Genomic DNA, 19507 nt, shown 5'->3' with positions numbered 1-19507 from the left:
TCGAACCCATGGTCCGTTACCGCGTGCGCGGTGGCAATGTACTGCGTGGAACCGCCTTCATCCAGGGCGCGAAGAACGCCGTACTGCCCATGATCGGGGCGGCGCTGCTCGCGTCCGAGGGCCGCACGGTGCTCCGGAACGTGCCCGTCATCGAGGACGTGCGCCGGGCCGTCGAACTCGCCCAGGCCGTGGGCGCGAAGGTGGAGTTCCACGAGAGCGAGCGGACGCTCGTCATCGACGCCTCCCGCCTGACCAGCCCGGTCCTGCCCGCGGAGATCGCCCGCCGGTTCCGGGGGTCGGTGCTGTTCGTCCCCGCGCTGCTCCACCGCCTCGGCGAGGCGATCATCGAGGGCATCGGCGGGTGCAACCTCGGCAGCCGCAACCTCGACTTCCACTACCTGGGCTACAAGCGCCTGGGCGCGATGGTGGACGAGGGCGAGTCGGTCATCCACATCAAGGCCGGCGGCCTGGTCGGCGCTCCGCTCTACCTCGACACCCCGTCGCACACCGGCACCGAGAACCTGATCATGGCTGCCGCGCTGGCGCGGGGCACCACCGTCATCGAGAACGCGGCCCTCGAACCCGAGGTGCTCGACGTCATCACGATGCTGAGCCGGATGGGCGCGCGTATCCGCGGCGGCGGCACGGGCTTCATCACGGTCGAGGGCGTGGACGAGCTGACCGCGGTCGAGCACACGGTCATGCCGGACCGGCTCGACGCGGGCGTGTTCGCGATGGCCGCGGCGATCACGGGCGGCGACGTGAGCCTGGTCGGCGCATCGCTGGAGCACCTCGGCGTGGTCCGGTGGAAGCTGGAGCAGATGGGCGTCGAATTCGAGCAGCACGGCGCCGTACTGCAGGTGCGCCGCAACCGCCCGCTGCGCCCGATCAACGTCATCACCGACACCTACCCCGGCTTCGCGACCGACCTGCAGTCGCCGCTGATGACCGTCGCCTGCCTCGCGGAGGGCTCCAGCTACATCCACGAGCGCATCTTCGACGGCCGCTTCGCACTGGCGGGCGAGCTGAACAAGATGGGCGCGAACGTCGAAGTCGAGGGCAGCCGGGCGGTCGTGCACGGCCCGACTCCGCTGCGCGGCACCGACGTGACGGCCCACGACCTGCGGTCGGGAATCGCCCTCGTGCTCGCCGGTCTCGCCGCGGAGGGTGAGACGACCATCGGGTCCGGATATCTCATCGACCGTGGGCACGCCGCGCTCGCCCAGCGTATGCAGGCACTCGGGGCAGATGTGGTGCGTGAAATTTCCACTTCGGACGGGGACTGAGTCCGGAAACCTTTACTAATGCCCTGACCAGGAGAGACCTTCCGAATTACGGAACCCCCGGGACTACCCAGAATGGTATTCCGGTAAATCTGGGCGTGACATTACGGCCTTAACCAGCGATCGTTCCAAAGAGAAGCCACAACAACGAGGGCGACGTGGGATGGGACGAACATTGGTCGAGCGCACGGAAGACACTGCGCGCGGGTCACGTCTGGGCACGGTGACACCCGACCTCACCATCGGCGTGGTGGGGTCGCACGATCTGGTCGAGCGGGTGATGCTCATGGGGCACTCGGCTGCCCCGGTGCCCTGCCGGCTGGTCGCCGCCGCGTACCGAGACGAGCAGGAGGCGGCGGACAAGGTGACCCGGCTCGGTCCGGGTGTGGACGCGTGTCTGTTCGCGAGCCCGGTGCCCTTCGAGCTCGCGCGGCGGGCCGGGGTGCTGACGATGCCCGCGACGCACGTGCAGCTCGGCGGGGCCGCGATCGTGGCGGCGATCGCGCGGGCCGCGCTGGATGAGCGAATCGATCCGCGCCGGGTGAGCGTCGACGTGCTCGGCCGGCCGGAGATCGACGAGGCGTACGCGGACCTCAACCTCTCCTCCGGAGAGGTGCACAGCCGGGACGAGCCGGGCCCGGTCGGCACGATCACGGCCTTTCACGAGCGGCTGCTCCGCCAGGGGGCCACGACGGGCGCGCTCACCTGCGTCCAGGGCGTGGCCGACCGGCTGACATCCGCCGGGGTGCCGGTGGTGCCGATACGGCCGACCTCCGCGGCCGTACGCACGGCGCTGCACACGGCGGCGCTGCTCGGCGCACGCCACCGGCTGGAGGAGTCGCAGCTCACGGTGGTGCTGGTCGAGGTGCCGACGCTACGCGAACCGGTTCGGCGGGCCGCGCCGCGCTACTGGCGTGACGAGCTGCGGCTGTCGCTGCACCGCCTGCTCGTGCAGGAGGCCAACCGGATCAACGCGAGCGTGTGGCCGATCGACGACCACAGCTACCTGGTGGTGGCCACCAAGGGCTCGATCGCGGCGGCCACCGACGGGTTCCGGATCCTGCCGTTCGCCGCCAGGATCCGCGAGGAGCTGGGCCTGGCCGTCGAGGTGGGTGTGGGGATGGGCCGCACCACGCACGAGGCCGAGACACACGCGAGGGGCGCGCTCGCCCGCACCCAGGGCGGCAAGCAGCCGCAGGGCTTCGCGGTGGACAGGGAGGGCCGCGCACTGGTGCCGCCGCCCCGGATGCCGCCCCAGCCCGGCGGGCCGATCAAGCCCAAGGGGGTCGAGGTGCTGGCGCGCCTGGCCGCCAAGCTGGAGGGTGGGGACACGGTCGTGGACGCGGAGGGCGCCGGGCGCATGCTCGGGGTGACCCCGCGTACGGCCAGGCGGTTGCTGCGCACGCTGGTTGACGAGGGACTCGCGTGGCCGCTTCCGCCGAACCGCACTCCCCAGCCGGGCCGGCCGCGTCAGCTCTACCGGCTCATCGTGGAGAAGCTGAACCGGTAATCAGCGTCCGGAAGCGACGCTCTATCGTCATGACCCATGGAACGGAACGGTCATGACGTACGGGTGTGGTTGGCCTTGGCGGCCGTGTACGTGGTGTGGGGCTCGACGTACCTCGGCATCGCCATCGCCATCCGGACCCTTCCGCCGATGACGAGCGGTGGGCTCCGTTTCGTCGCGGCGGCGCTGGTCCTCGGCGGGGTCCTGCTCGTCAGGGCCGTGCCGTTCAGGATGAGATGGCAGGAGTTCGGCGGCGCCGCGCTCGTCGGGCTCCTGCTCCTCGCCGGGGGCAACGGCATGGTCGCCGTGGCCGAGCAGCACATCTCCAGCGGCCTGGCCGCGCTGCTCGTCGCCTCGACCCCGCTGTGGCTGATCGTGCTCAGGACGGTCTTCCGCGACCGGCCGCACGTGCTGACGCTGGCCGGGGTGCTGGTCGGCTTCGCCGGCGTCGCCTTCCTCTCACTGCACGGCGGCAACGCGTCGGGCAGCGGGGCAGGCATCACCGTGGTGCTGCTGGGCTCGGTGTCGTGGTCGCTGGGGTCGTTCCTGTCCCCGCGGATCCCGATGCCGGCCAACCCGTTCGTGGCCAGCACGATCGAGATGGCGGTGGGCGGCGCCGCGCTGCTCGTCATGGGCGCCGCGCAGGGCGAGCGACTGCATCTCGCCTCGGTGAGCTGGCAGTCGTGGGCGGCCCTGGCCTACCTGGTGCTGGTGGGCTCCTTGGTCGGCTTCACCTCGTACATCTGGCTGCTCGGCCACGCGCCGATCTCGCTCGTGTCCACCTACGCGTACGTGAACCCGGTGGTGGCGGTGATCCTCGGAGCGGCGATCCTGTCGGAACCGGTCACCGCGGCCATGCTCGTCGCGGGAGGCCTGATCGTCGCGGGGGTCGCGCTGGTGGTCTCCACCGAGCGCCGCAACCGGGTGGATGGGAGGCCTGCGGAGCAGGAGACCCCCGCGGGTGCCGGGAGCCATCCGGCCGCGCAGCCGGCCTCCGAACCGTGAACGCCCCATAGCGCCCGCCGGCCGCGCGCCTGCGAGTTTTACCGAGATCCACTACCGTCACAGGGCAATTCAGTCATCACGGCGGACGACGTCCGCCGGACCCGAATGGGTTCACGAACTGCATTGCGAGGAGCGGCGGTATGTACGAGAAATTCACCAACCGAGCGCGACGCGTCGTCATCCTGGCCCAGGAGGAGGCCAGGATGTTCAGCCACCCGTCCATCGGCACCGAGCACGTTCTCCTCGGTCTGATCCGTGAGGACGAGGGCATCGGCGCCCAGGTACTCAAGAGCGCGGTGCTCAAGGGCCTGGGCCTGACCCTCGAGGATGTGCGCCTGCGGGTCAAGGAGATCATCGGGCAAGGCCAGGCGGCTCCGAATCCGGGGGAGCCCATTCCGTTCAGCCCGTCGGGTGGCAAGGTCCTCGAGTCGGCGAACCAGGAGTCCGTACGGCTCGGCCACGACCGCATCGGCACCGAGCACATCCTGCTCGGGCTCATCCGCGACGGCGAGAGCGTGGCGTCGCGGATCCTGGTCGAGCTCGGAGCCGGTCTCGACCAGATAGGGGAGAGCACGAACGCGCTCGTCCGGCAGTACTACCCCGCTCACTAGGACCCGTTCCCACCGACTCAGCGCAGGGTTAGCCGGGCCTCGGCTCCGATGCGGGACAGCTTCTCCGGGTCGCGGACGCAGTAGAGACCGGTGAGCGGCCCGGCGCCCGTGTCAGCGCCTGAACTCCGCGGCGGCGGCGAGGAAGACGTCGTTGGACTCGGGGTCGCCGATGGAGATCCGGGCTCCCTCGCCCTCGAACGGGCGCACCGCGACGCCCACGGCCGCACACTTGCCGGCGAACTCCATCGTGCGCTCGCCGAGGCGCAACCAGACGAAGTTGGCCTCGGTGGGCGGGACGGTCCAGCCCTGCGACAGCAGCGTCTCCCGGACGCGGGCGCGCTCCTTGACCACGTTCTCGACCCGCTCCTGCAACTCGTCCTCCGCCTGCAGGGACGCGATCGCGGCGGCCTGCGCGAGGTGGTTGACCGCGAAGGGCAGCAGCGTCTTCCGGACGGCGGCGGCGACGGGCTCGTGCCCGATCAGGTAGCCGACCCGCAGCCCCGCGAGGCCGTACGCCTTGGAGAACGTGCGCAGGACGGCGACGTTGGGACGGTCGCGGTAGAGCGTGAGGCCGTCGGGCACGTCCACGTCCCTGACGTACTCCCGGTAGGCCTCGTCGAGGACGACGGTGACGTTCTCCGGCACGCGGTCGAGGAAGCGCACGAGCTCCTCGGTCCGGTTCGCCGTCCCGGTCGGGTTGTTGGGGTTGCACACGAAGACCAGGCGCGTCTCGGGCGTGATGGCCTCGGCCATCGCGTCGAGGTCGTGCGTCTCGTCGCGCAGCGGCACCTCGACGGCGTTGGCGCCCGAGAGGCCGACCAGCAGCGGGTAGGCCTCGAAGGAGCGCCAGGCGTAGACCACGTCGGCGCCGGGCTCACCGACCGCTTCGAGGATCTGCTGGGCGACCGCCACCGATCCGGCGCCGAGCGCGACGTGGTCGTAGGGCACCCCGAACCGTTCGGCGAGCGTCTCGGTGAGCCGGACCGCACCGGGGTCGGGATAACGGTGGATCTCCGTGGCCGCCCGCGCGATCGCCTCCACCACCGACGGCAGGGGCCCGAAGGGGCTCTCGTTGGAGGACAGCTTGTAGGACCGGCCGTCCGGGGAGACCACGGCCTTGCCGGGCTTGTAGGCCGGCATGGTGTCGAGGATCGAGCGGAATCGAGGCATGCCCTAACGATAGGAGATTCGCCTGTTCCGGCGGCACCCCGTACGCCCCCTGCGGACCGCTCACGCGTCCCTACTTGTAGTACGCGTACAGCGTCTTCCAGGTGCCGGCGTACTGGCAGTTGAGGGACGGCTTGGCGGCCTTGGCCTCGGAGCAGACCTTGAGCTCGACCTCGCCGACGTTCTTGATGGTGAAGGCGAACTGCTTCTTCGCGCCGTAGGAGCAGGTGCGGTAGTTGCGGTACGCCAGGTGCGGCTTGTTGGCGGAGTCGAAGTAGCTGACGCGGAACAGGGCCCAGCCGCAGGTGGACGCCTTGCGGTTCAGGCTGGTGACGCTGCCGGCGACCTTCACGTACGGCGCGGGCAGGCTCGGGTCGTTCTTGGCCGCGGCGGTCAGCGAGCCGCTCGTCTTGGCCTTCGACCCGGCCGCGTAGTAGGGGCCCCAGGGCTTGGCCGGGGCGGCCTGGGCGGCCGTGGCGGTGGCGATCGGGGCGAGAGCCAGAATGCCGGCCGCGAGCGTGATTCCTGCCAGGGAGCGGGTGAGGGTCATGGCTGGGGTTCCTTCCTGCGTCGTTGCACGCAGTCTGCGCCGCGACGCTTTCAAGTCCCTTGACGCCCGCTGTACACCGCCTGGTCGGCGGAGGAGCGCCTGGTTAGGATCACGCGGTAACCGGGCGATCGAGGAGAACATGACGAGCGGCGTGGAGGGCGAAGGTCTCCGGGACGGTGATCCCCGGCGGATCGGGCCGTTCCGCATCCTCGGCAGGCTCGGTCAGGGCGGCATGGGCGTGGTCTACCTCGGCCGGGACGCCGAGGGCCGCGACGCGGCGGTCAAGGTGATCCATCCGCAGTGGACGGCCGACCCCGGCTTCCGGCGCCGGTTCCGGCGCGAGGTCGCCGCCGCGCAGCGGGTGGCGCGTTTCTGCACCGCCGCCGTCCTCGGCGCGGGGCTGGACGGCGAGACCGCCTACCTCGCCACCGAATACGTCCCCGGGCCCACGCTTCAGGAGATCGTGCGGGAGCGAGGGCCGCTGTCGGGGTCGAGCCTGGAGGCGGTGGCGGTCAACGTGGCCGTGGCGCTGCAGGCGATCCACAGCGCGGGGGTGATCCACCGCGACCTCAAGCCGTCGAACGTGCTGCTGTCGCCGGTCGGCCCCAAGGTCATCGACTTCGGCATCGCCCAGGTCACCGACACCACGGCGGACATCAGCGGCATCGTCGCGGGAACGCCGTCCTTCATGTCGCCGGAGCAGGCGAAGGGCGACCGCCTCACCCCGGCGTCCGACATCTTCGCCTGGGGCGCCCTGGTCGCCTACACCGCCTCGGGCCGGGCGCCGTTCAGCGGGGAGTCGATCCCGGGCATCCTCTACCGGGTGCTGCACGAGCCTCCGCACATCTCCGGCCTCGACCCCCGGCTTCGGTCGATCGTCGAGCTCGCGCTGGCGAAGGACCCGGTCCACCGCCCCACCGCGCAGCGGCTGGTCGAGATGCTGACCGGTCACGAGCCCGTCACCCCCGCGCCCGAGGCCGCGTGGCGGGGCACCGCGCCCGAGGTCTCGCGGCTGGGCACGGCGGCCGCGGTCGCAGCACCGGACGGGACACGGGCCGGTGCCGGGACGCCCGGCGCGGACACCCGGACGAGGCGATGGTCCGGATCATGCCTGGGGATCGCGACCGCCGCCGCGGCCGTCCTGGTCACGGCCGGGGTCGTCGTCGCCGTCCAGTCGGCCTCGTCGGGCGGGCACCAGGCATCGGGCGGAGGGCGGACGCCGGGTGGAGGGCAGGTCTCACCCGCGACCGCCGGCGCTCCGGCCGGCGGCAATCCGCTCCGGGGGCAGGCCGTACGGCTCTACGCGAGCCCGACCGGCGACGAGGCCACACAGGCGTCGGCCCTGGAGACGGCCGGCCGGGCCGCGGACGCCACGTTGATTCGGAAGCTGGCCGCCGCGCCGAGGGCCGTGTGGCTGGGACAGATCGACGCGGCGCAGGCGGCCAGTACGACGAGTGCCACGGTGGAAGCGGCGGCGCGGCTGGGCGCGGTGCCGGTCTTCGTCACCGACCACATCCCGCTGCGGGCGTGCAACGAGGGCGGCGCGGCGGATTCGGCGGAGTATCTCGCGTGGATCGACGCGATCGCGTCGTCCGTCGGCGACCGGAGCGCGGTGTTCGTGCTGGAGCCCAACAGCCTCGCCGAGTTGCCCGCTTCGCCCGACTGTTCCCTCGGCGACGCCGACGATCAGAAAGCCAGACTGCGCATGCTCGCCTCGGCGGTCGAGCGGCTCGGCGCGCTGCCGAACACCGCCGTCTACCTCGACGGCAGCCTGGACGGCTGGCCGTCCCCCGAGGTCGCGGCCGCGCGGCTGGTGAAGGCCGGGATCGCCGGGGCCGACGGCTTCTATCTGAACGCCGCCGGATATCAGAGAACCGACCGGCTCATCGCGTACGGCACCCGCCTGGCCGCCTGCGTGAAGTCCGTGTCCGCGGGCGCCGCCACGTGCTCCGACGCCGGTACGGACGCGGGAACGGCCGGGCTCCCCCACTTCGTGATCGACACGAGCAGGAACGGCAGGGGCGAGTGGAACCCGCCGGCGGGCAGGTACAAGGACCCCGAGGTCTGGTGCAACCCGCCGGGGCGTGGCGTCGGCGTACGGCCGACCACCCGGACCGGCAGCCCGCTCGTGGACGCGTACCTGTGGGTGCGGCCGGTCGGCATGTCCGACGACCGCTGCACCCGGGGAGAGGGCGGCGCCGAGGACCCGGTGTACGGCACCGTCACCCCGTACGGCGGCGCGTGGTGGCCGGAGCTCGCCCTGCAGCGAGCGAAGGACGCCGTTCCGCCGCTTTGATGACCATCTCGCCGGTTTTCACTAAGATCCCGCGACATGTGGCGGAAAGTAAGAATCGTAATGGCCGGTATCTGCGCAGCCGGCGTGAGCGTCGTCCCCACCCCGACCGGATCCGCGACCGCCGCCACCACGAAGACGGCGGCCGTGACCCGGGCCGAGGCGAAGCAGGCCGAGACGAAGACGAAGACCGAGCCCTACTGCGCCCGGTACAAGTGCATCGCCCTCACCTTCGACGACGGTCCGTGGCACTACACCCCCGCGTTGCTCGACACGCTGAAGAAGCACAAGGCGAAGGCCACCTTCTTCCTGCTCGGCAGGAAGGTGGCCTACCGGCCCGAGCTCACCAGGCGGATCTACGAGGAGGGTCACGACATCGGCAACCACACCTGGACCCACCCCTCGCTCACCAAGCTGTCCGACGGCGAGGTGTTCGACGAGGTCTCGACCACCTCGGAGGTCATCTACCAGACGATCGGCAAGAGGCCCGAGTACATGCGCCCGCCGAACGGCGCGACCGACTCCCGGGTCTCCGGTCTCATGGTCGACCTGGGGCTGCCGCAGATCCTGTGGACGGGGTCCACGCTCGACTGGCAGGCCCGCGACACCAAGGTGATCGCCGAGCGCACGCTGAAGCTCGCCAAGCGCAACGGTGTCATCCTGCTGCACGACATCGTCCCCGAGACGGTCAAGGTCATGCCGGGCGTGCTCGCCGCGCTGGAGAAGGAGAACTACAAGTTGGTCACGCTGACGACCCTGCTCCAGGGCCGCAAGCTGCGTCCCGGCGAGATCTACCCGCCGCGCGGCAAGTAGCCGGCTCCGGGCGCCGTCTCCGCATACGGCGGCGGAGGCATCGCCGGGGGCATCGCTGCGGGCATCGGGGGCATGGGAGAGGCCGCCGCCGTCTCGGCCAGGGGGACGCGGGCGGCGTCGGCCGTGAGCGAGCGGTCCAGAGCCGCGCGCATCCGCGGTTGCAGGGGCCGCTCGACCAGCCGGTGCACGCCGTACGCGACCACGAGCACCGCGACCACGGCCAGCGGGAGCGTGAGGCGGTTGCCCAGCGCGGGGTGGAGCCACTGGATCAGCAGGAACCCCACGTGGTGGTGGAAGAGGTAGAGCGGGTAGGTCAGCGTGCCGAGGAAGGTGAGCCACCGCCAGTCGAGCCGGTCGAACACGCCGACCGCCACGAGGATCATCACCAGGAAGATCAGCGAGATCACGCCCACCACGAGCGCCGAGCCCAGCGCCTGCCCGTATCTCCGGACCGCCGTCGGTTCCCCGTCGAGCGCCGTGTAGAGCCCGAGCGCCCAGCCCACGGCCACGAACAGCCAGGGGAACAGCGACCCGCCGAAGCGGTGGATGAGATAGAGCGCCATCCCCGCGATGAAGTACGGCGCGCTGAACGGGACGAGCAGCTGCTGCAGCAGGTCGGCGTCCGCCCGGTCGGCGATCGCCAGCAGGATCACCCATGCCCCCATGAAGGCCAGGCACCGGCGATAGGTGATCCCCACGGCCGCGAGGCACGCGATGAGGGCGTAGAAGACCAGCTCCTGCCACAGCGTCCAGTAGACGATCTCCAGGTCGCGTACGCGGAAGCCGTGCTGGAGCATGGTCATGTTGGCCAGCAGCTCGGTGAGGCTCGGCCGGTGGTCGGTGATCAGTCCCCCGACGGCCAGGCCGCCCAGGACGAGCACGCTCGCCCAGTACGCCGGGTACAGCCGGGCGATGCGCGACGCCGCGAAGTGACCGGGGGTGCGGCCCCAGGCGCTCATCAGGATCACGAATCCGCTGATCAGGAAGAACAGGCGCACGCCGTACACGCCGAACATGGTCACCGCGCTCAGCGCGGGGAAGGCGTTGGGCGTGCCCCAGGCGCGCGTCTCGCCGAAGTGGAACAGGACGACGCCGAGGGCCGCGCAGAACCGCAGAAGGTCGAGAACGCGCAGCCGGGACGGTCCGGGGAGGTTGGCCGGCGCATCGGGGATGCGGGGGGCCGCAGCCAGCATAGGCCGGAATATATCCTGAAAGATCGCTGTGAGGCGCACCTTCTGCGCTGACGTCCCGATATGAGCGCTTTCCGGCGTCCGCAGGCGTCCGGTGTCAGGTGTCAGGTGCGGAGCATGGGCGGGTGCAACAGCACGGCCGGGCCACGACGGTAGAGCATGGCGGGACGGCCGCCGTCCCGGGTCGTGGTGCGCCCGGTGGGCACCAGGAAGCCCTCCGTCTTGGTGACCTTACGGTGGAAGTTGCGCGGGTCCAGCGGCCGTCCCCAGACGATCTCGTAGACGCGGCGCAGCTCCGCGACGGTGAACTCGGGCGGGCAGAAGGCGGCCCCGAGCGAGGTGTACTCGAGCTTGCCCCTGGCCCGCTCCACGCCGTCGAGCATGATCCTGCGGTGGTCGAAGGCCATCTCGGTCAGCTCCGCCACCGGCTGCCAGCTCATGTGGGCCTCGGTGGACGCGGGCAGGTCGGGGGCGAGGCCCAGGTAGGCCACGCTGACGACCCGCTGGCGCGGATCGCGGTCGGGATAGCCGTAGGTCTGGAGTTGCTCCAGGTGGACCGGCGCGCCGGGAAGGCCGGCCCGTTCGGCCAGCACGCGGGCCGCCGCGGCGGGCAGGTCCTCCTCCAGCTTGATGAAACCGCCGGAAAGCGCCCACCGGCCTTCGTACGGCGGCCTGTCGCGCCGCCAGACGAGGGCGCTGAGCTGCTGGGACCTGACGGTGAGCACGACGAGATCCACGCTGACGGGGATACGCGGGATCATGCTCAGCACGCTACAGGACGCGGGCCGCAACTCGGGCCGTCCGCCAGGACGCGGCACGACCGCCGTGCGCCCCCTGAACCGGGATGTCCGTCACCTGACGTCCCCGGGCGTCCCAGAGTGTCCCCGCGGGTCGCCCGGCGCGGCGCGGGCGGCGCCGGGCGACGTGCCGCCGGGAACGTCAGAGCGCCTGTGTGGGCTTGACGTAGGTCACCCGGAGGTTCAGGTAGGCCGCCACGCCGGCGTCGTGGGCGCGGACGGCCAGCAGGTTGCAGCAGTCCAGATCGGTCACGGGCACGACGACGTCGATCGCCCCCGCGGCGCACCTGCCGCTCGTGACGCTCTGCAGGAGGTGACCGTTGAAGTAGACCTGCGCGTCGTTGTCCACCGTGCCCTGGATGCGCACCTGCTGCGCGTCGCGCGGCAGGTGAATCCAGTGCCGCACCAGGAGGTCCGTGTTGACCGCCCACGGCGTCTTGACACTGGCCTGGTTGTTCCACGAGCAGGTGCCGTTCGTGGTGCCGAAGCCCGCCTGCCCCGTCGGCCAGGCGCTGTCGTCGAATCCCCGTGCGGCGAAGCCCGGCACCTGGGTCGTGGCGGGCACCTGGCGGTACGTCCAGCCCGTGCTGTCGTAGCCGAGCGCGGTGACGACGGTCGCACGCTCGCTCGCGGCCTGGGCGGTGGCCGCGGGGGCCGCCAGGGCCATCGCGGCCACCAGCGCACCCGCCGTGAGACCGGCGGGCAGGTGACGGAGTCGGTTCATGGGCGGTCTCCTTGTCGATCGTCCAATGCCCTGATGCGACGGGCACCTCGAAGCCGGCGTGCACCGGCCTGTGGTCGCTCCGCCCGGGCGGCAAGATCCGCCGGGCGGCGCAGGCAAGGAGATCAGCGGGCGGGACCGGCCGCGCGGGCGCCCCGCCGCGGCATTGTCCGTTCCTTGCGCGGACATTGCCGGGCCCGGGAACGGGCGGGGAACGTCCGGTTCGCAGCCCGGCGGGAGAGGACCGGTCAGCCGGTCTTGTGGTAGTAGACCGGCTCGGCGGACTTCCTGCCGTCGGCGGAGGTGACCTCCACGCGGATCCACACGTCTTCGGGGACCGTGGCCCAGTCGACCGGGATCCAGATCTGCTCCGTGCCCGCCGGCAGCCCCGGGATCGGCGTGGCGTCGTGCCAGCCGACCGTGGCCGAGTCGACGACCCTGGGGGTGTCCAGGTCCGGCCAGCTCAGCGTGACCTTGGCCGAGCCGAGGTGGTAGCCGCGGATCTCCAGGCCGTCCTGGATCTGCCGCGCGTGCCGCTGCGCCTCGATGGGGATCGGGCGGTTCCAGTCGGCCGCGATCTCCTCCGCCAGCGACGGCGAGCCGCAGGTGAAGAAGTCGCTCCACATGTACGAGATGATCTTCGACACGTACGGCGCGGCGAGCGTCACCTGCGTGTCGAGCCTGGGCTTGTCCGTGCGCCCGCGAGTGCCCTGACGGCCGCAGGTCTCGGTCGAGGTCGAGGGCTCGAACGCCTCCACGTTGGCCCACAGCTCGACCTGGGCGCCCTCCTGGACCAGCTCCTGCCTGGCCAGCGACATCGCCCGGTAGTAGTCCCGGGTGCTGCCGTAGTAGGCCGTGGAGTACGTGCTCTCGCCGACGACCGGCTTGAGTGCGTCGTCCACCGGCTTGTTCTTCCAGTTCGGCCAGAACAGGCCGACCTTGCCCGTGCCCCGGCCGTCCTGCGGGGCGATGATCTCCACCCCGGTGCGCGCGAGGGCCTTGAAGCCCTGGGCCACCTGGCTGGGCGTGGAGGTGTACTTCACCCGTCTGCGGCTGTCGATGTACGGGCTCACCAGGATCGGTTTGTCCGGCAGTTCCTGCTCGACGATCAGGTGCTGCTCGGCGTACACCTGGAGCGTCTGGACCTTGCTCGGGTCGGGCCAGTCCCGCAGTTGCAGTTCGAACGGCTGGTAGACGCCGCCCAGCGACTCGCGGCCGTTGAAGCGGTCGCCGTAGTCCTGCAGGATCCGCCGGGTCAGCGTCGTGAGCGTGCCGATGTGCCGGGGGTCGGCCCGGGTGGACTCCTCGGGGTCGCGCGGAGCGAGCGGCAGGGCGGGGAAGACCTTGATGCCGAACCGGTCGCCGAGGCCGAGCAGCTCGGCGAGGCTGTCCTTGGCGCCCGCGGAGACGAGGATCAGGTGATAGCCGCGTCCCTGGGAGGTGAAGTCGCAGGTGGGGTCGTCCGAACCGTCCTCGGGCGCGAGGAGCCGGAAGAAGACGGCGTCCCCCACGACGATCTCGTGCTCCATCTGCGGGCAGCGGAGGATGCCGGGACCGAACCGCTCGTCGGTGCGGTAGACGTACGTCCCGGTGATCTCGTTGCCGGGATTGGCGGCCTTGATGTCCTTGTCCGCCGCCTGCACGCAGGTGAGCCCGTTCTCGGCGCAGCGGGCGTACCTGCCGTCGGGCTTGGGGTCCTTCCCCTCGGGGGTCGACGCCTCCAGGACCTGGCCCGCGTCGTCGGTCTCGCGCGGCGACAGGCCGAACCCGAGGCGTACGACCGTGTCCCCGCCGAGCCGGTGGATGGCCTCCAGCTGACGCCGCCATGTGCAGGGATCGGAGGTGGGGATCAGCCAGTAGCCGCTCACGGCGTAGGGCGTGGTCGCCGCGGTCTCGAACGTCCCGCAGGGGTCGGTGAACTCGCTGTGCGTCGGCGACCCGAGCGCCGGGGTCGCGGGGGCGGTCTGCCCGGCGCTGGCGGTGCCGGACCCGGTGTTCCCGTCGCGGAAGACGATCACCACTGATGCGACACCGGCGAGGATCGCCACGCCGAGGATCAGAGTGAGCCAGCGCACTTTCAGGACACTACCGCCCGTCGTTCAAATGATCTTGCTGGTGCCCAGCCTACCCGGATGTCGCACTGCCCGGTCGCCGTCGACGGCCGCCCGGGGCGGTGTTCACCGCGTGTTCAGCTCTTGACGCCGGCCCAGGCCTCCAACTGCGCGACGAACCGGCGTGCGGAGTTGGGCCAGTGGTGGTGCGCCCGCGCGGCGGCGTAGCCCCGGCCGCCGGTCCCGTGCCGTTCGAAGGGGTTGTCCCTGAGCTGCAGCACCGCCCGCGCCACCGCCTGGGCGTCCTGCCAGGGGACGACCAGGCCGCACTGGTAGCGCTCGACGAGCTCCACGGCCCGCGGCGAGGGGGTGGTGATGACCGGGATGCCGTGCGCCATGTACTCCACGATCTTCGTGGGCATCGAGTGGCGATAGTTGGGCTCGTCGTGCAGCAGCGAGAGCCCCGCGAGCGCGCCGTCGAGCCGCTTGAGCGCCTCGTCGTTCGGCATGAAGTCGCGCCATTCCAGCAGGCCCTGGGCGACGGCCTCGTTCAGCAGGGGCCGGCTCTGCGGGTCGGCGTAGCCGATGAGCTCCACGGCCACGCGGTGCGGCTGGAGCAGCCGGGCCACCTCGACGGCCTCCTGGACGCCCCGGGCCTCCGACAGCCAGCCGAGGTAGACCACGCGGTCGTCTCCGGGCGGGCTGACCCTGTCGGGCACCCACGTCTCGTTCGGCACCACGAGGTGCTCCTGTTTGAACCGGCCCGCGTACGCCGTCTCGGCCAGCAGCAGGTGCAGCCGGCGCTCGGCGGTGGTTTCGAGCAGCCGGGCGAGGAACCGCGTCGGCGGGCGCAGGAACGCCGGCAGCCACGGCTTGAGCGACAGCGTCGCGGGGGTGTCCTCGTGGACGTCCCAGACGACCGGCGGGCGCCCGCGCACCCCGGCGACCGCGAACAGCAGCTCGGGGTCGTGGATGAGGGCCAGGTCGACCTTGCCGCGCATGCTCTTGAACAGCTTGCGGGCCGCCCGCACCGCCGCCAAGCGGCGCCGCTCGGCGGCCCTGGGCAGGTCCACGCCCGTCACGAACGAACGCGGCACGACCCCGCGGGCGGTGTACGGCGCGGCATACGTGACCTCATGACCGGCGTCGACGAGCGCGCGGATCTGCCGGTGCAGGATCCGGGCGTCCTCGGGGTGATGCACCACCGTCATGACGAGCACGTGCACGCGCGGGACCCTTCCTACAACCGCTCGACGCGTTCGCTCGTGGCGAGCACGCCGCGAGTGTCCAGCACGAGAGAGGCTCGCTCCTCCACCACGTCAAGGTCGAAGGCCGAATGCTGCTGCAGCAGGACCACCACGTCGGCGGCGGCCACGGCCTCGGCCAGGTCCTCCTCGCGGGGGACCGGCGTGCCCTCGACCGACCACTCCTTGACGTACGGGTCGCAGAACGACAACTCGGCGCCCAGCTCCAGCAGCGCCTCGGCCACCGGGATCGCGGGCGTCTCCCGCTCGTCGGCGATGTCGGGCTTGTACGTCACGCCGAGGAGCAGCACGCGCGAGCCGTTCACCGGCTTACGGGCCCGGTTGAGCAGCCGCTGCACGCGGGCCACCACGTAGGACGGCATCCGCTCGTTGATCTCCTGGGCCAGTTCCACGAACCGGAACGGATAGCCGAGCTTGCGCACCGTGTACGACAGGTACGACGGGTCGACGGGGATGCAGTGCCCGCCGACGCCGGGGCCGGGCAGGAACTTCTGGAAGCCGAACGGCTTGGTCGAGGCCGCCTCGATGGCCTCCCACAGGTTCACGCCGAGCTCGTCGCAGAAGATCGCCATCTCGTTGACGAGGGCGATGTTCACGTGCCGGTAGGTGTTCTCCAGCAGCTTGGCCATCTCCGCCTCGCGGGTGCCGCTGACCGGCACGACCCGCTCGACGAACTGGGAGTAGAAGGCGACGGCCCGCTCCTTGCACGCGGGGGTGTAGCCGCCGACGACCTTGGGAGTGTTGCGCAGGCCGAACTTCGGGTTGCCCGGGTCGATCCGCTCCGGCGAGAACGCCAGATGGAAGTCCTCGCCCGCCACCAGCCCGGACTGCTCCAGGATCGGCCGCGCCAGCTCGTCGGTGGTGCCGGGCCACGTGGTGGACTCCAGCACGACGAGCGTGCCCGCCTGAAGGTGCTCTGCGACGGTCCTGGTGGCGCCCTCGACGGCCGACAGGTCGGGACGGTGGTCCTCGTCCAGCGGCGTCGGGACGCAGATGACGATCGTGCGCGACCGCGACAGCACGGACGCGTCCAGCATGGCCGTGAAGCCGCCGGAGAGCATCGCGTCGAGATCGGCGTCGGTCAGGTCGTCGATGTAGGAGCGGCCGGCGTTGAGCGCGTCGACCTTGCGGGGGTCGACGTCCAGACCGGCCACCCGCAGGCCCGCCGCCGTGGCCTCCTTGGCCAGCGGCATGCCCACGTACCCCAGCCCGATGATCGTCAGATCGAAGGCTGTCACGATGTGGCCTGAGGGCGGAAACAACACTTCATGGTGGCAAAGGTTATCTCAACTCGGCACCAAGCATGCCTGATGCAACACATCGGACTTCCTGCTGTTCATCGAGCTTCGGTCACGGACTGGTAGATCCCTTGGTAGGTGCGGGCCAGGCTGCTCCAGGTCCGGTGCGCCGCGACCTCGGCCTTGCCGGCCTCACCCATGGCACGGCGGCGCTCCGGATCGTCGCGCAGGGCGGCCAGCGCCTTCGCCAGCTCGGCCGGGTCCCCCGGCGGCACCAGCAGACCGGCCCCCTCGCCGCCGACGAGCTCCGAGAGCGCGGGCAGGTCGCTCAGCACGACCGGCTTGCCGAGCGCCATCGCCTCGACCGGCTTCAGCGGCGTGACGAGGCGGCAGACCCGCAGGTCCTCACGCGGGCAGACGAAGATGTCGATGGCCGCCTGGGCCTGCAGGGCCTCGTCCGGGCCCACCCGGCCGGGCAGGATCGCGTCCTTCAGGCCGAGCCGTTCGACCTGTTCGAGCAGCGCGGGCCGTTCGGCCCCGTCGCCGACGAGCAGGACCTTCACCGGCGTCCCCGAGTCGCGCAGCAGCGCGGCGGCGCTCAGCAGCGTGGCGAAGCCCTCGTAGGCGACGATGCTCGACACCGAGCCCACGACGATCTCGTCCCGGCCGATCCCGAACCGCTCGCGGAACGTGTCGCCGTCGTAGTCGGCCGTCAGCAGGGAGTCGTCCACGGCGTTGGGCGCGAGGAAGATGCGCTCCCTGGGCACGCCGCGCTCCACGATCTCGGCGGCCATCGTCTCGGCGAGCGTGACGACCGCGTCGGCCTCGCGCATGATCTGCGCCTCGCGGTCACGCTGCATCCTGTGCCGCTCGCTGCCGACTCGGGCGGGGTCGCGGGAGACCCAGGTCTCCTCCAGGAAGCCTCGCACCTCGTACACGAAGGGCGTGTTCGTCCGCTCGCGCACGGCGAGCGCGACCGAGCCGTTGCGGTGGTCGGTCGCCGCGTGCAGGACCTGCGGGCGGAGGGTCCTGACCAGCTCCGACACGTCCGCGGCGCCGCGGATCATCCGCCCCTGGCTCTCGAAGGGCACCTCGTCCTTGGGCAGCAGCCGGTAGTAGGGGATCCCGTCGATCTCCTCGTACGGCTCGGCGTCGGTGTGCCCCTGGAGCATGGGCCAGCCCCAGCTCGTCACGACGTGGGGGTCGAGCCCCGCCGCCTTCTGCGCGGTGACGATGCGGTGGGTGCGCACGGTGTAGCCCGCCTGCGTGTACGGCAGGGCGTTGGTGACCATGTGGAGCACCCGGCCGGGCATCCGGTCACCCATGATGATCTTGGCCTTGGGCGGGATCGGATTCGGCCCGAGCGCGGCCTTCTCGCCCACGTAGTAGGCCATCCTCCGGCGGACGAACGGCCACCGGGCGTGCGGCTGGAGCACCTGGACCGCCTCGGTGAGCCGGCCGGCGTCGAAGTGGGCCTTGGCGTCCCGCAGCGGGCCCTTGGCCGCTCGTTGCAGGATCTTGCGGGTCCTGACCTTCACGAACCTGGCCGCGGGCCAGGCGACGCGGCCGACGACCGGACGCATCCCGGGCGGTATCGCGTCGGCGGCGGCCTGGGCCACCCGCATGGGGTCGGACTTGACCTTGCTCGCGACGATCCGGGAGACGAGGACCGGGTTCCTCGCGAACCCCCGGAGGAAGCCGCCGAGGCCGGCCTTCGCGGACGCGGCGGACACGGCCTTTACGGGCTTGTTGGCCTCGGATTCCACGGCGCGACCGTACCATAGGCAACGTTTGTCCAAGGTCGGAGAAAAGGCGAAAGGCGAGGTAGATGAGAGACAACCCCCTCGTCCTGCACGTACTGGGCGCACGGCCCAACTTCGTCAAGGCGGCCCCGGTCGTCAAGGGGTTGGCCGAGCTCGGCATCCGGCAGGGCATCATCCACACGGGCCAGCACTACGACGCGCTGATGTCGGACGTGTTCTTCGCCGACCTCGGCCTGCCCGAGCCGGTCGCGAACCTCGGCGTCGGCAGCGGCACCCACGCCCGGCAGACGGCCGCCCTGCTCACGGGGCTGGAGGACGTCGTGCTCGAACACCGCCCGGCGCTCGTGGTGGTGTACGGCGACGTGAACTCGACGCTGGCGGCGATCCTCGTCTGCGCCAAGCTGCACGTGCCGACCGCGCACGTGGAGGCGGGCCTGCGCTCCTTCGACCGGGAGATGCCGGAGGAGGTCAACCGGGTCGTCACCGACGCGCTGTCGGACCTGCTGTTCGCCACCTCGCCGGAGGCGCTTTCCCACCTCTCCAACGAGGGCGTGGATCCGGCCAGGGTGCACCTCGTCGGCAACCCGATGATCGACAGCCTGTTCGCGGCGCTGCCGAAGCTCGACCCCGCGCCCGTCCAGGAGCGCCTGGGGATCGAGGGCAGGTACGCGGTCGCCACGCTGCACCGCCCGGCGAACGTCGACGACCCGCAGGCGGCCCGCGAGCTGGTCGACGCGGTGCTCGGCGTGGCCGAGCAGGTGCCCGTCGTCGTCCCGCTCCACCCTCGCGGCCGGCAGCGGCTCGCGGAGGCCGGGCTCGTGGACAGGCCGCATCTGAAGATCGTGGACCCGCTCGGGTATGTGGACTTCCTGTCCCTGGTCAGGGGCGCCGCCCTCGTGGTGACCGACTCGGGCGGCGTGCAGGAGGAGACGACCATGCTGGGCGTCCCCTGCCTGACCGTACGGCCCAACACCGAGCGGCCGATCACCGTGACCCACGGCACCAACCGGCTCGTCACGCCCGCCTCGCTGCCCGCCGCGGCGTCCAAGGCGCTGGCGGACGGCGCGACCACGCCGAGCGGCGAGCTGCCGCCGCTGTGGGACGGCGCGGCCGGGCCGCGGATCGCCCGCGTCATCGAGGCCTGGCTCCGCGGCGACAGCCTCTCCCCCGCCGCCCAGTCCCGCGTGAGCTCGCGATAGGTCGCAGACACGCCGTCCGACGCACTACAAGATCACGCTGGTGGTGTTGTGGGG

At 71.3% G+C, this 19507-nt stretch carries 16 protein-coding genes; 7 read left to right on the top strand and 9 right to left on the bottom strand.

Translation table 11 applies throughout. The features are described 5' to 3' along the window. Positions 1-8 precede the first annotated feature (8 nt). The 4 genes from murA to HHX30_RS29095 all read left to right on the top strand — a co-directional run bounded on the left by murA (position 9) and on the right by HHX30_RS29095 (position 4406). Complete coding sequence (gene murA, locus HHX30_RS29110) at positions 9-1286, top strand: UDP-N-acetylglucosamine 1-carboxyvinyltransferase (protein ID WP_169985603.1); 1278 nt, start codon at positions 9-11, stop codon at positions 1284-1286. Between the two features lie 262 nt (positions 1287-1548). Beyond that, complete coding sequence (locus HHX30_RS29105; protein WP_169985738.1) at positions 1549-2793, top strand: transcriptional regulator; 1245 nt, start codon at positions 1549-1551, stop codon at positions 2791-2793. A 36-nt stretch (positions 2794-2829) separates the two neighbouring features. Beyond that, on the top strand, positions 2830-3795 hold the full coding sequence (locus tag HHX30_RS29100; protein ID WP_169985601.1) for an EamA family transporter: 966 nt from the start codon (positions 2830-2832) through the stop codon (positions 3793-3795). 140 nt (positions 3796-3935) lie between these two features. Further along, positions 3936-4406: a Clp protease N-terminal domain-containing protein gene (locus HHX30_RS29095; protein ID WP_169985599.1), complete on the top strand. Its 471-nt coding sequence runs from the start codon at positions 3936-3938 to the stop codon at positions 4404-4406. 111 nt (positions 4407-4517) lie between these two features. Here the strand turns inward: HHX30_RS29095 and hisC are convergent, their stop codons facing one another. Continuing rightward, complete coding sequence (gene hisC / locus HHX30_RS29090; RefSeq protein ID WP_169985597.1) at positions 4518-5576, bottom strand: histidinol-phosphate transaminase; 1059 nt, start codon at positions 5574-5576, stop codon at positions 4518-4520. Positions 5577-5646: 70 nt separating this feature from the next. Then, positions 5647-6123, bottom strand: coding sequence for a hypothetical protein (locus tag HHX30_RS29085; RefSeq protein ID WP_169985595.1), 477 nt, complete (start codon positions 6121-6123; stop codon positions 5647-5649). Between the two features lie 139 nt (positions 6124-6262). On the opposite strand from HHX30_RS29085, the gene HHX30_RS29080 reads away from it, so the two are divergent. Further along, positions 6263-8419, top strand: coding sequence for a glycoside hydrolase family 6 protein (locus tag HHX30_RS29080; RefSeq protein ID WP_169985593.1), 2157 nt, complete (start codon positions 6263-6265; stop codon positions 8417-8419). Between the two features lie 84 nt (positions 8420-8503). Further along, positions 8504-9229 (top strand): polysaccharide deacetylase family protein, encoded by a 726-nt coding sequence (locus tag HHX30_RS29075; RefSeq protein ID WP_169985591.1) that lies wholly within the window; start codon positions 8504-8506, stop codon positions 9227-9229. Here the strand turns inward: HHX30_RS29075 and HHX30_RS29070 are convergent. The 7 genes from HHX30_RS29070 to HHX30_RS29040 form a co-directional block, all read right to left on the bottom strand. After that, positions 9208-10422 (bottom strand): acyltransferase, encoded by a 1215-nt coding sequence (locus tag HHX30_RS29070; protein WP_169985589.1) that lies wholly within the window; start codon positions 10420-10422, stop codon positions 9208-9210. The two genes, HHX30_RS29075 and HHX30_RS29070, sit on opposite strands and share 22 nt — an antisense overlap. A 101-nt stretch (positions 10423-10523) precedes the next feature. Next, positions 10524-11180 (bottom strand): NrtR DNA-binding winged helix domain-containing protein, encoded by a 657-nt coding sequence (locus HHX30_RS29065; protein ID WP_079314646.1) that lies wholly within the window; start codon positions 11178-11180, stop codon positions 10524-10526. A 178-nt stretch (positions 11181-11358) separates the two neighbouring features. Continuing rightward, on the bottom strand, positions 11359-11940 hold the full coding sequence (locus tag HHX30_RS29060) for a hypothetical protein (RefSeq protein WP_169985588.1): 582 nt from the start codon (positions 11938-11940) through the stop codon (positions 11359-11361). Positions 11941-12185: 245 nt separating this feature from the next. After that, positions 12186-14012, bottom strand: coding sequence for a DUF4434 domain-containing protein (locus tag HHX30_RS29055; protein WP_169985586.1), 1827 nt, complete (start codon positions 14010-14012; stop codon positions 12186-12188). A 113-nt stretch (positions 14013-14125) separates the two neighbouring features. After that, positions 14126-15214, bottom strand: coding sequence for a glycosyltransferase (locus HHX30_RS29050; RefSeq protein ID WP_169985584.1), 1089 nt, complete (start codon positions 15212-15214; stop codon positions 14126-14128). A 14-nt stretch (positions 15215-15228) separates the two neighbouring features. Next, complete coding sequence (locus HHX30_RS29045; protein ID WP_169985582.1) at positions 15229-16491, bottom strand: nucleotide sugar dehydrogenase; 1263 nt, start codon at positions 16489-16491, stop codon at positions 15229-15231. Positions 16492-16589: 98 nt separating this feature from the next. Further along, positions 16590-18257: a glycosyltransferase family 4 protein gene (locus HHX30_RS29040; RefSeq protein ID WP_169985580.1), complete on the bottom strand. Its 1668-nt coding sequence runs from the start codon at positions 18255-18257 to the stop codon at positions 16590-16592. 62 nt (positions 18258-18319) lie between these two features. Between HHX30_RS29040 and wecB the strand changes: the two genes are divergently transcribed. Beyond that, positions 18320-19453 carry a non-hydrolyzing UDP-N-acetylglucosamine 2-epimerase gene (wecB, locus tag HHX30_RS29035; RefSeq protein WP_169985578.1) on the top strand — a complete coding sequence of 378 codons (1134 nt, stop codon included), beginning with the start codon at positions 18320-18322 and terminating at the stop codon, positions 19451-19453. Positions 19454-19507: the final 54 nt, after the last annotated feature.

It is taken from the genome of Microbispora sp. H10836, assembly GCF_012999525.1.
Lineage (GTDB): Bacteria > Actinomycetota > Actinomycetes > Streptosporangiales > Streptosporangiaceae > Microbispora.
The sequence above is the reverse complement of the archived record's forward strand: the minus strand, read 5'-3'. Positions and strand labels throughout refer to the sequence as shown.